General features: G+C 60.8%; 12 protein-coding genes. 5 read left to right on the forward strand and 7 right to left on the reverse strand.

The features are described from left to right. The 3 genes from QZ571_RS14035 to QZ571_RS14045 all read right to left on the reverse strand — a co-directional run. A partial coding sequence (locus QZ571_RS14035; protein WP_295536219.1) for a VOC family protein occupies nucleotides 1–176 on the reverse strand: 176 nt, incomplete at its 3' end. 7 nt (nucleotides 177–183) lie between these two features. Beyond that, a complete protein-coding gene (hydA, locus tag QZ571_RS14040; RefSeq protein ID WP_295536094.1) occupies nucleotides 184–1635 on the reverse strand; it encodes a dihydropyrimidinase in 1452 nt (483 codons plus the stop codon). A 127-nt stretch (nucleotides 1636–1762) separates the two neighbouring features. Then, nucleotides 1763–3013, reverse strand: a complete 1251-nt coding sequence (locus QZ571_RS14045; RefSeq protein WP_295536096.1) for a Zn-dependent hydrolase — start codon at nucleotides 3011–3013, stop codon at nucleotides 1763–1765. A 126-nt stretch (nucleotides 3014–3139) separates the two neighbouring features. Between QZ571_RS14045 and QZ571_RS14050 the strand changes: the two genes are divergently transcribed. Both QZ571_RS14050 and QZ571_RS14055 read left to right on the forward strand, forming a co-directional pair. Continuing rightward, nucleotides 3140–3802, forward strand: coding sequence for a TetR/AcrR family transcriptional regulator (locus QZ571_RS14050; RefSeq protein ID WP_295536098.1), 663 nt, complete (start codon nucleotides 3140–3142; stop codon nucleotides 3800–3802). Nucleotides 3803–3948: 146 nt separating this feature from the next. Beyond that, nucleotides 3949–4578: an outer membrane beta-barrel protein gene (locus QZ571_RS14055; protein WP_295536100.1), complete on the forward strand. Its 630-nt coding sequence runs from the start codon at nucleotides 3949–3951 to the stop codon at nucleotides 4576–4578. A 159-nt stretch (nucleotides 4579–4737) separates the two neighbouring features. Here QZ571_RS14055 and QZ571_RS14060 read toward each other — a convergent pair whose 3' ends face one another. Both QZ571_RS14060 and QZ571_RS14065 read right to left on the reverse strand, forming a co-directional pair. Next, on the reverse strand, nucleotides 4738–5544 hold the full coding sequence (locus tag QZ571_RS14060; protein ID WP_295536103.1) for a hypothetical protein: 807 nt from the start codon (nucleotides 5542–5544) through the stop codon (nucleotides 4738–4740). A gap of 148 nt (nucleotides 5545–5692) precedes the next feature. After that, complete coding sequence (locus QZ571_RS14065; protein WP_295536106.1) at nucleotides 5693–7018, reverse strand: aspartate aminotransferase family protein; 1326 nt, start codon at nucleotides 7016–7018, stop codon at nucleotides 5693–5695. 198 nt (nucleotides 7019–7216) lie between these two features. On the opposite strand from QZ571_RS14065, the gene QZ571_RS14070 reads away from it, so the two are divergent. After that, on the forward strand, nucleotides 7217–7867 hold the full coding sequence (locus QZ571_RS14070; protein WP_295536109.1) for a TetR family transcriptional regulator C-terminal domain-containing protein: 651 nt from the start codon (nucleotides 7217–7219) through the stop codon (nucleotides 7865–7867). A gap of 117 nt (nucleotides 7868–7984) precedes the next feature. Continuing rightward, on the forward strand, nucleotides 7985–8569 hold the full coding sequence (locus tag QZ571_RS14075; RefSeq protein ID WP_295536112.1) for a hypothetical protein: 585 nt from the start codon (nucleotides 7985–7987) through the stop codon (nucleotides 8567–8569). Nucleotides 8570–8603: 34 nt separating this feature from the next. Here QZ571_RS14075 and preA read toward each other — a convergent pair whose 3' ends face one another. After that, a complete protein-coding gene (preA, locus tag QZ571_RS14080) occupies nucleotides 8604–9902 on the reverse strand; it encodes an NAD-dependent dihydropyrimidine dehydrogenase subunit PreA (protein WP_295536114.1) in 1299 nt (432 codons plus the stop codon). Nucleotides 9903–9905: 3 nt separating this feature from the next. Continuing rightward, a complete protein-coding gene (locus QZ571_RS14085; protein WP_295536117.1) occupies nucleotides 9906–11249 on the reverse strand; it encodes an NAD(P)-dependent oxidoreductase in 1344 nt (447 codons plus the stop codon). A 291-nt stretch (nucleotides 11250–11540) separates the two neighbouring features. Here QZ571_RS14085 and accB point away from each other — a divergent pair, with 291 nt between their 5' ends. After that, a complete protein-coding gene (accB, locus tag QZ571_RS14090) occupies nucleotides 11541–12029 on the forward strand; it encodes an acetyl-CoA carboxylase biotin carboxyl carrier protein (RefSeq protein ID WP_295536120.1) in 489 nt (162 codons plus the stop codon). Nucleotides 12030–12034: the final 5 nt, after the last annotated feature.

A 12034-nucleotide genomic window follows, 5' to 3' on the forward strand; every position in this document is an offset into this window, starting at 1 on the left:
GCCTCGGCGATGAAGGCCAAGATCACGCTTGGCCCGCAGCGAAAGAAGACATGCCGCCCCTCGACGCGCGCGATCCGCTCAAGGCCAAGAAGGCCGCCATAGAAGCGTTCGGTCGCGTCAAGATCGCTGACATAAACCGCCGCTTCCAGAACACCGCTATGACCCGGAGCCCCCATTGCGACCCTACACTCCGCTCGCAGGAATTCCACTGCGCTGCACGGGGCGCGGCGCAGTCAGCTCTTTCCATGTCGACAGCGCGCGCGTCACCGGCATGCCGGGATCGCGGGCGACGAATTGGCCGTGGCCTTCCTTGGTCTTGATCTCACCATCGGCCCAGGCAACCACGCCGCGCGACAGCGTATAGCGCGGCAACCCGGTCACTTCCTTACCCTCGAAGACATTGTAATCAATGGCCGATTGCTGCGTCTTGGCCGAGATGGTTTTGCTTGCCTTGGGGTCCCAGACCACCAGATCGGCATCCGCGCCCACCAGCACCGCGCCCTTCTTGGGATAGACGTTGAGGATCTTGGCGATATTGGTCGAGGTCACGGCGACGAATTCATTGGGCGTCAGCCGCCCCGTGCCAACGCCATAGGTCCACAGCATCGGCATCCGGTCCTCAAGCCCGCCCGTGCCATTCGGGATCTTGGTGAAATCGCCCACGCCATAGCGTTTCTGTTCCGTCGAGAAGGCGCAGTGATCGGTCGCGACGCAAGACAGCGTGCCCGACTGCAAGCCGGCCCACAGGCTGTCCTGATGCTGCTTATTGCGGAAGGGCGGCGACATCACGCGGCGCGCGGCATGATCCCAGTCCTTGTCGAAATACTCGGATTCATCCAGCGTCAGGTGCTGGATCAGCGGTTCACCCCAGACGCGCTTGCCATTCATCTTCGCGCGCCGGATCGCTTCGTGGCTTTCCTCACACGAGGTATGCACGACATAAAGCGGCACCCCCGCCATATCAGCAATCATGATTGCGCGGTTGGTGGCCTCGCCCTCGACCTGAGGCGGGCGAGAATAGGCATGACCCTCGGGGCCGTTATTGCCCTCGGCCAACAGCTTGGCCGACAACTCCGCCACAACGTCACCATTCTCGGCATGCACCAAGGGGATCGCGCCCAACTCGGCGCAGCGCTTGAAGCTCGAGTACAACTCGTCATCATTCACCATCAGCGCGCCTTTATAGGCCATGAAATGCTTGAAGGTGTTGATGCCGTGCTCGGTCACGGTCTTCATCTCGTCAAAGACCTGCTTGTCCCACCATGTGATCGCCATGTGGAACGAGTAATCGCAATGCGCCCGGGTCGATTTATTGTCCCATTTCTTGAGCGCATCCATCAGCCCCTCACCCGGTGAGGGCAGTACGAAATCAACCACCATCGTGGTGCCACCCGCCAGCGCCGCCCGCGTGCCGGATTCGAAATCATCCGCGCTATAGGTGCCCATGAAGGGCATTTCCAAATGCGTATGCGGATCAATCCCGCCCGGCATCACGTAACAACCGGTGGCGTCCAAGCTCTCATCGCCCTTCAGGTCGGGGCCGATTTCAATGATCTGCCCGCCCTCAATCAGCACATCCGCCTTATAGGTCAGATCTGCGGTGACGATGGTTCCGTTCTTGATGACTGTGGTCATTCTTTCTCTCCCTTCGAAAGGCTGCAACCTTCCTCTTGATCGAAATATCCTCGGGGGGCGCCGATTGATGCGCCATTGGTCCGAGCACCAATCGGCGACGGGGCAGACAGCCCCTCGGCGCCTGCCCTCAGCTCACGATTTTCGCCGTTTCAAGTGCCGCGTGGAACAGCACATCGGTGCCCGCCGCAGCCCATTCCTTAGAGATATCCTCGGCCTCGTTATGGCTAAGACCGTCTACGCAAGGGCACATGATCATCGCCGTGGGCGCGACCTGATTGATCCAGCAGGCATCATGGCCCGCACCTGAGATGATGTCGCGATGGCTATAGCCCAGACGCTCGGCGGCGTTGCGCACGGCCGACACGCAGGTCGGATCGAACGCAACCGGATCAAAGCCACCGGTTTTCTCGAATTCCACACCCAGACCCATGTCGTCGCAAATTTTCTGCGCCCCGACGCGCAGGCGCTTTTCCATATCCTCAATCACCGACAGATCGGGCGACCGGAAATCGACTGTAAATACGACCTTCCCGGGGATCACGTTGCGCGAATTGGGATAGACGTCGATATGACCCGCCGCGCCGACCGCATCGGGGGCGTGCGACCAGGCGATCTCATCGACCAGTTCCAGCACGCGCGCCATGCCAAGCCCGGCATTCTTGCGCATCGGCATCGGGGTTGAGCCGGTGTGGCTGTCCTTGCCGGTGATCGTGACCTGCGTCCAGCTGAGCCCCTGCCCATGCGTGACCACGCCGATATCTTTGCCCTCAGCCTCCAAAATCGGGCCTTGCTCGATATGCAACTCGAACATCGCATGCATCTTGCGCGCGCCGACCGTCTCATCGCCGACCCAGCCAATGCGTTTCAACTCATCGCCAAAGCTTCTGCCCTCGGCATCGGTCTTGCCGTAGGCCCAGTCTTGGGTGTGAACCCCGGCAAACACGCCCGAGGCCAGCATGGCAGGCGCAAACCGCGTGCCCTCTTCATTGGTCCAGTTGGTCACCACGATCGGGTGCTTGGTCTTGATCCCCAGATCATTCATCGAGCGCACGGCCTCCAACGCGCCCAGCACGCCCAAAACCCCGTCAAACTTCCCGCCCGTGGGCTGGGTATCAAGGTGGCTGCCCATATAGACCGGCAGCGCGTCGGGATCTTGCCCGGGCCGCGTGGCAAACATATTGCCCATGCTATCGACGCCCATGCTCATGCCAGCCGCTTCACACCATGACTGAAACAACGCGCGCCCCTCGGCATCCGCGTCCGTCAGGGTCTGGCGATTATTGCCACCCGCGACGCCGGGGCCGATCTTGGCCATCTCCATCAGGCTGTCCCAAAGGCGGTCGGGATTGATACGCAGGTTTTCTCCGGGTGCAGACATTTATAGAACTCCCTGTCGGCTGGTGGGGCTTTGCCCTCTTGCGACGAATCTTGATCTGACCGTATGGTCAGGTTGAGTGGGCCACGTCCTGACCAAACGGTCAACAAAAATTCTGGCGGATCGCATATGAATGATGACGAGAATGGCAAAAGCCCAAAAAATGGGCGCAGCGGATCGGGAAGTCGGGCCGAGACGCGCCGTGCAACCGAGGAAGCGATCCTGAAAGCCGCCGAGACGGTCTTTGCCGAGGCGGGATTCGGCGGCGCGACGATGCAGTTGATCGCAGATGTAGCGGGCTTGCCAAAAGCCAACCTGCACTATTATTTCGATACCAAAGAGGCGCTCTATCGCCGCGTGGTCCAGCAAATTTTCAACATCTGGCTTGAGGCCGCCGACGGGTTTGACGCAGCCTCTGGCCCCGCCGAAGGGATCGGGGCCTATATCGATGCCAAAATGGAAATCTCGCGCCGCCACCCCAATGGCTCAAAGGTCTGGGCCAGCGAAGTGATGCACGGAGCGCCAGTGATCCAGGACTATCTGGAAACGACGCTGCGCGACTGGACCGAGGGGCGCGCCAAAATCATCCGGCGCTGGATCGCGCAAGGCCAGATGGCCGAGGTGGACCCCTACCACCTACTTTATATGCTGTGGGCAACAACCCAGCATTACGCCGATTTCGGCCATCAGATCGAGACACTGAACGGCGGCAAACCCCTGTCAGATGCGCAATGGGAAGCCACGAAAACCAGCGTCAAAGGCATCGTTCTACGCGGCATCGGGGTAGAGTAGCGCCTCTCGCCGGTCGTTCTAACAATTCGTGGCAATGCCGCAACGAAGCTGCAATTTCCGCAATGCTTCGCCAGAAGGGTTTGATTAAAAGATTTTGTTTGATCTATTTCGTCGCCAGGGACTGATCGCATTTTGGGATGCAAAAAATGAATATAGGAAAAATCATCGCCAGTGCGGCTATCGCACTCATCGGGCTCGTTCATAGCGCATCAGCCGAGAGCTTCTACGGTTATGTTCTGGCTAATCGGACGTATGTCGAGCCGCACTATACATATAGCTTTGGCGACACGACGCCGATCAATGCGGATGGCAACGGAATCACGCTGGGTTTCGGCAAGGCACTTACGCCTGCCGTAGCCGTTGAGGGCGACATTTCGTTTGGCGACTATTCGTCCGACCGTATCGTGGGCAGCACCACCCCGTGCATCACCGCTGGAGAAGGCTGTACATTGAAGGCCGACTGGCTGGCAACCTTACGCGTTACCGCGCGCACCGAAATGGGCAAGTGGACGCCCTATGTGACTGCCGGTCTCGCGGCGGGTCATATCAAAGGCAGCGCCGATACCGGCGCCTGTGGCGGGGATTGTAGCTATTCCAGTACGCAGCGGGGCTTTGCGCTCGGGCTCGGCACGGATTACGCCTTGAGCGACCGTATCGCGCTACGTGCAGAATTCATGCAGGTACTACTACAGAGCCCTGACTTCAGCGCGACGACTGTTACGTCGGGCGGCTATGCCTTTAGCCAGCTCCGTGTCGGCATGAAATATTCTTTCTAGGTCACACTTGCTTCACAGATTTAAAGGGGCGCGCATTCGCGCCCTTTTTTTCATGCCAAACCAGTCGGATATCGGCCTTTTCGTTCGGCTTCGACATGCAAGGGTAAGAAGGATCACTCGATCTTCTTCACCTCCTCTTTCAGTGCCCCAACCAAACCTTCAATCTGATCGGCCGGTTTGACGCGGGACGGTCGAATCTGGTTGGGTCAGGGGCGCGACCTCGACCGCTGCGGACGGTGCGCCTTCAACCCCCTCGGGCAAATGCCTTTGCGGCAATTTGGACCCCAGCAATTCGCTCCCCTCTGCGATTTCGGCCCCGCTTTTGAGATTCGGCGCGGGGGCTGCCTGCATCGATGCCCCCTCAGCGCCCAGATCAGAGCAGACATAGACCGTGCTCCCTACGATCACCGCCGTGGCCGCCAATGCAGGCGGGGAAGACGCCGCCAAAACACCGATCCCGGCCTTGAGCAGCTTGTCGCGCAACCGGCCGGATTGATCATGCACGATCTTGGTGCCAAGCCTGTCGCCAATCACCGCCCCGGCAGCATCCGCCGCGATATCGTCGGCTTGATCGCCCAGACCTTGCACGGTTTTCGCAGTGCCTATGAGGCGTTGGCAAAAGCTTTTCGACGGTTTGCGACACAGCCCATAGGCATCGCGCGCGCCCTCATTATAGCCCAGATAGGTCTTGGCCTTGGGATCCCATTGCAGGCAAAACGGCGCGCGCCCGCTATCCTCCAATTCAGGTGTCAGCGCGCGCAAAGTCACCAGCGCCGGGCAGGTCACATCGCCCGCCTCGCCAAACAGCTTTTCGCGCAAACTGCGGCTGTCTTTGAGCGCCGAATTGTCTGGATCATAGCGGAAATCATAGGTCTCGCCGCGAATCGAGGTCTTGCATGCAACCAGTTCGGCAAGCGCGGGTGTGGCGGGCAAAAGAAGGGCGAAAAGGAATGCGAGGCGCAGCATGGGGGAACCTCCGGGGCTGCGCGCAAGATAGGCTGCGCATTGCGCGGCACAAGGGGGTGCGCAGCGGCAAGCGGAAGCGCGCCGAGCGGAACCGAATACCCCCCGAAGCGAACTCCGGGGGGTTGAGACTGTCGTCAAAGGGACGGTCTTATTCGAGCGTTTCCAGCACGCCCTTGAGCGTCCCGATCAACTCGTCGATCTGCTCTTTCGAGATGATCAGCGGCGGCGACATGGCAATGATATCGCCCGTGGTGCGGATCAGGATGCCTTTTTCATAGGCCTTGAGGAAGGCGCTGAAGGCACGTTTCGTCGGCTCACCCGCGATCGGTTCCAGTTCGACCGCGCCGATCAGGCCCTCATTGCGGATGTCGATCACATGGCGCGTGCCCTTGAGCGAATGCAGCGCGTCCTGCCAATAGGGCGCAAATTCGGCGGCACGCTCGAACAGGCCCTCTTGCTTATATGTCTCAAGCGTCGCAAGCCCAGCCGCCGAGGCAATCGGGTTGCCCGAATAGGTATAGCCGTGAAACAGCTCAATCATGTGCTCGGGACCGTTCATGAACGCATCATGCACCGCCCCCGTGGTCATCACCGCGCCCATCGGAATGACGCCATTGGTCAAGCCCTTGGCGGTGGTCATGATATCGGGCGTGACACCGTAATGCTGCGCGGCAAAGGCAGCGCCGAGACGCCCAAACCCGGTGATCACCTCGTCGAAAATCAGCAAAATCCCGTGTTTCTTGGTGATCTCGCGCAGCTTTTGCAGATAGCCTTTGGGCGGCAACAACACACCGGTCGAGCCCGCCATCGGCTCGACGATCACGGCGGCGATGGTTTCCGCGCCATGCAGCGCCACGATGCGCTCCAGCTCATCGGCCAGATGCGCGCCATGTTCAGGCTGCCCCTTGGAATAGCTGTTCTGCGCGGGCAGATGGGTGTGGGGCATGTGATCGACGCCGGGCACCAGTGGGCCAAAGACCTTGCGGTTGGTAACGATCCCGCCAACCGAAATGCCGCCGAAATTCACCCCGTGATAGCCCCGCTCACGCCCGATCAGACGGGTGCGCGCGCCGTCGCCGCGTGCACGGTGATAGGCAATCGCGAGCTTGAGCGCGGTCTCAACCGATTCCGAGCCGGAATTGGTGTAAAACACATGCTCCATCCCCTCGGGCGCGATGTCGATCAGACGATTGGCCAGCTCAAACGCCATCGGATGGCCCATCTGGAAAGCGGGCGCGTAATCCATTTCGGCGGCCTGTTTCTGGATCGCCTCGGTGATCAAGGGGCGGCAATGGCCCGCGTTGCAGCACCACAGCCCCGCCGTGCCATCCAGCAACTGACGCCCATCCGAGGTGGTATAATGCATGTCCTTGGCACCCACGAACATGCGCGGGTTCTTCTTGAACTGACGGTTTGCCGTGAACGGCATCCAGAAAGCGTTGAGATCATTGGGGGTCTTGCGGTCGAGGGCCATGGCGTGTCTCCGGTCGGGCGGCCGGGGCAGCGCCACAGGCCAATGCATGCAATCTGACCAGCTGGTCAGGGTCACGCTAGCACAGCCAAAAGACCAGTCAAGCAAGACCGCTTGCGAAAATATCGCGCCCCTGAAGGCCAGCAAAGATTGATCCGCGCGCGCGTTTCCGGTTACGTTATCGTGATTGGGAGAAAAGCCTTGAACGACAATGGAAACCCGGCGCGCTTTGACGATGCCAGCGCGGCTGAGAAACCGCTGACCCGGATTCAGAAATTGAATCGGCGCAAGATCCTTGAGGCCGCTCTGGAGGTGTTTTCCGCAAATGGGTTTCGCGGCTCCACACTGGATCAGATCGCTGCCGAAGCGGGGCTGAGCAAACCCAATCTGCTATATTATTTCCCCTCCAAAGAGGCGATCCACGGCGAGCTGATGATCGGGCTTCTGGATACCTGGCTGGCTCCGCTGCGCGCGATGAACCCCCAGGGCGATCCGCGCGCCGAGATCATGGGTTACATGCGGCGCAAACTTGAGATGAGCCGCGAAATGCCGCGCGAAAGCAGGCTGTTTGCCAATGAGATGCTGCAAGGCGCGCCGCGCATGGCAGACGATCTTGGCCATGATCTCAAGACTTTGGTCGATGCCAAGGCGCAGGTTATTCGCGACTGGATCGATGCGGGTCAGCTGGCGCCTGTCGATCCCCATCACCTGATTTTCTCGATCTGGGCGCTGACGCAGCATTACGCCGATTTCGAGGTGCAGGTGCGCGCGGTTCTCGGCCCCGAGACCGACCCGTTTGAGGGCGCGGGGCAGTTTCTGGACATGCTATTCGAGCGCTTGTTGGCGCCCTGATCGCCTCGTGTCTTCGCGCCGTTAACCCTGTGTCTGAACCGCTGCCGCGTCTTTACCTTTGTGAAACCTCTTGGGGGCAGACTCACCATGTGGGGATGTTTATGCGAGGAAATGGGGATGGACCGGATATCGGGGCTGATGCCTCAAACAGGTTGGTCGCCGCTATTTAGCCCGGCGACACCAAAGAAGGCGCCTGCCAGTACGGTGGAACCAGCGGCGAAATCCGCGAATACGAATGGCGGCATGGGGGCCGGGACAGACACGCAAACTGCGCAGGATCATGCGCAAACCGCGCGTATGATCGGCGGTCTTGCAACGGCACTGCATGCCACGACCCTGCCGGGAACGGAGCCGGTCGGACCGCCGCCCGACCCCAACGCACCCTCGGGGCCGATGCCCACCTTTGATGTGTCGCCCCTTGAAGAGGCGGCGGCGCGGGTCATGGCGGCACCGGACATGCAGTCTGCGGCGCAAATGGCGCAAGAGGCGCCCGCTGAAGCGCGCGACACTCGCGCGGAGCCATCGGCGGCGCAAGATGCAGGACAAAAGGATGATACTGTGTCCCAAGGCGATGTCGGCGCAAAATCAGCCGCCGATGCGCCAGACACCGCACCTCATACGGGCGTGACACACCAGATACAGGAGAGGCCGTGGCCTCAGGTGCCCGAGGACAGCACGCCCTATCTGGATGTGACGCGCTAATACGCCCCCCCGCTATTGGGGAGGGCGTGACCCCTTATTCGGCGGCGGTGGCCGAAGGGTTGTTGGGATGCGTCGTCCAGTTCGCGTAATCGCCCACCGTTTCCCCGGTGCGCGGATCAACGCTGCCCTTGGCCATTTGCTTCATCTCGATGCACTCGACCGGGCAGACCTCGACGCACAGGTTACAGGCCACGCATTCCTCATCCTTGACGGTGAAGACGCGATCTTCTGACATCGCGATGGCTTGGTGGCTGGTATCCTCGCACGCCGCGAAACAGCGCCCGCATTTGATGCAGTCTTCCTGAACGATCTCGGCCTTGGTGACGTAATTGAGGTTAAGATATTGCCAATCCGTCACATTGGGCACAGCCCGGCCCACCAGCTCGGATGTGTTGGTGAACCCCTTGCGATCCATATATTCCGACAGACCCGAGATCATCTCTTGCACGACCTTGAAGCCATAGGTCATCGCCGCCGTGCAAACCTGCACATTGCCCGCCCCCAGCGTCATGAATTCCGCCGCATCGCGCCATGTCGTGACGCCACCGATGCCCGAGATTGGCAAGCCCGCTGTGTCGCGATCGCGCGCGATCTCGGCCACCATATTAAGCGCAATCGGCTTGACCGCCGGCCCGCAATAGCCGCCATGCGTGCCCTTGCCGTCAATCGTGGGCTCGGGCGCGAAATCATCCAGATCGACCGAGGTGATCGAGTTGATCGTGTTGATCAGGCTGACCGCATCCGCGCCCCCCGCCTTGGCCGCCCGCGCGGGGCCACGAATGTCGGAAATATTGGGCGTCAGTTTCACGATACAGGGCATGCGCGAATGCTGTTTCACCCAACGCGTGACCATCTCGATATATTCGGGCACCTGCCCGACAGCCGAGCCCATGCCGCGTTCAGCCATCCCGTGCGGGCAACCGAAATTGAGCTCAACCCCATCGGCCTCGGTCTCCTCGACGCGCGCAAGGATCGCCTTCCAGCTATCCTCATCGCAGGGCACCATCAGCGACACGATCAGCGCGCGGTCAGGATAGTCACGCTTGACAGATTTGATCTCGCGCAGGTTCACCTCAAGCGGGCGGTCGGTAATCAACTCGATATTGTTGAGCCCCAGTAGCCGCCGATCTGCGCCGTAAATCGCGCCGTAGCGCGGGCCGTTCACGTTGACCACGGGCGGCCCTTCGGAGCCGAGCGTCTTCCACACGACGCCACCCCAGCCCGCCTCAAAGGCGCGCCGGACGTTGTATTCTTTATCCGTGGGCGGGGCCGAGGCCAGCCAGAACGGGTTGGGGGATTTGATACCGATAAATTCGGAACGTAGATCGGCCATCTCTTAGCCCTCCATCAAAACGTGGTGGATGTCTTGCGCGGCGTCGCGCCCTTGCGCCACGGCCGTGACGGTCAGATCCTCGCCCGCATGGGTGCAATCGCCCCCTGCCCAGACGCGCTCAACCGAGGTGCGCCCGACCCCGTCGACCTTGATCTTGCCACCCGCGACCTCGACCTTGGCGGGCGTGTCGCCCAACGTCTGGCCAATTGCCTTAAACACCTGATCGGCGGGCAAACGGAAGGTGGCGTCCGTCATCTCAAGCCCATCCGGCCCCTTGCGGGTATAGGCAAATTCGACCTCTCGCACCGCGCCGTTGCCATGAATGGCGATCGGGGCGGCGTTCTCGATGATGGTCACGCCATGGGTCAGCGCATGTTCCTGCTCGTGCAGGCTGGCGGGCATTTCCCCGCGCGAGCGACGATACACAAGGCTGACATTCAGCGCGCCCAGCAGTTTCGATTGCACCGCCGCATCAACCGCCGTCATACCGCCGCCAATCACCACCACATCGCGCCCAATCGGCAAGCTGGCAAGATCCGAAGCCTGACGCAATTCGGCGATAAAATCCGTCGCAGGGCGGATGCCGTCTTTGTCCTCGCCCTCAAGGTGCAGCGCATTCACGCCTGACAGCCCCATGCCAAGGAAAACCGCATCGTGATCGGCCAAAAGATCGGCCAGATCGCCATCGCCCTTGCGGTCCAGCTGCCAGTTCTCGACCGCGGTGATGCCGCCAATCTGAACAAGCCATGCCACTTCGGCCTGCGCGAACCCGCCCGGAGCCTTGTAGCTGGCGATGCCGTATTCGTTCAGCCCACCGGGCTTGTCATGGGCATCATAAAGTGTGACCTCATGGCCCAGCATCGCCAAACGATGCGCGGCCGCCAGACCCGCAGGCCCCGCGCCCACCACCGCAACCGATTTGCCTGTGCGGGGCGCGCGCGTAAACGGGTGGTCTTGCTTGGCCATCAAAGTGTCGGTGGCAAAGCGCTGCAACGCGCCGATCTCCACCGGCTCGCCCTCAGAATCCATGCGCACGCAGGCACCTTCGCACAGCGTCTCGGTCGGGCAAACGCGCGCGCACATGCCCCCCAGAATATTTTGCTCAAAGATCGTGCGCGCTGCGGCCTCGGGCGTGCCGGTCGAGATCTGTCGGATGAAGAGCGGCACATCAATCGAGGTCGGACAGGCCTCCATGCAGGGCGCGTCATGACAGAAATAGCACCGATCAGCCGCGATACGCGCCTCTTGCGCACCGAGCGGAGGCGCGACATCGGCGAAATTTGTACAGTAACGTTCAGGATCAAGCCGGCCTGGCACGATCCCTTCGGTGAGCTGGCTATGTGACACTTGCGGGCTCCCTTGTCATTTTCCCTGTACCTACGCTGCCACAGCTAAGAATTTTATCAAGTGGTAAAATATGCCGCGCCGCGGCAGCGGGTGGTTTTGACCGCTGAGCCCGGAAATTGGGCAGGATATATTTGCCCTGCCCATTTTCCGGGCATTCAAGTTTTCGCGACTGCTTCCCCCCGCGCAACCCGTTGCGGCTTTTCACCGCGCCACACCTCGCGTATAACCGCCTACGACAAGCTAAGGCCCCGACAGAACGGGCCATTCGTGAAAGCACCCCTTGAGGATCGCATGACCAAAGACACCCGAGATAATGACGTCGCCTTCATTCAGGCCCTGGCCGAACTTTTGAACGCAAACAAACTGACTGAATTGTCGGTGACACGCGATTACGGCCCCGATGACAGCCTTAAGGTGCGCGTGGCCAAGCAGGTGAATGTGGTTCAGCAAGCGCCCGCCCAAATGGCCGCCCCCGCCGCTGTGCCCGCTGCCGCAGCCCCCGCGCCAAGCGACGCGGCCCCGGTGACCAACGATCCCGCCGATCATCCCGGTGCAGTGGCCTCGCCGATGGTTGGCACGGCCTATATGTCGCCCGAACCCGGCACCGCCGCCTTCGTCAAACCCGGCGATCAGGTCAAAGAGGGTCAGACCCTGATGATCGTCGAGGCGATGAAAACGATGAACCATATTCCGGCCCCGAGATCGGGCACGGTGAAACGCATCCTCGTGGATGATGGCCAACCGGTGGAATTCGGCACGACCCTGATGATCATCGAGTGAGGGCG

This window comes from uncultured Thioclava sp. (genome assembly GCF_913064665.1).
Taxonomy (GTDB): domain Bacteria; phylum Pseudomonadota; class Alphaproteobacteria; order Rhodobacterales; family Rhodobacteraceae; genus Thioclava; species Thioclava arctica.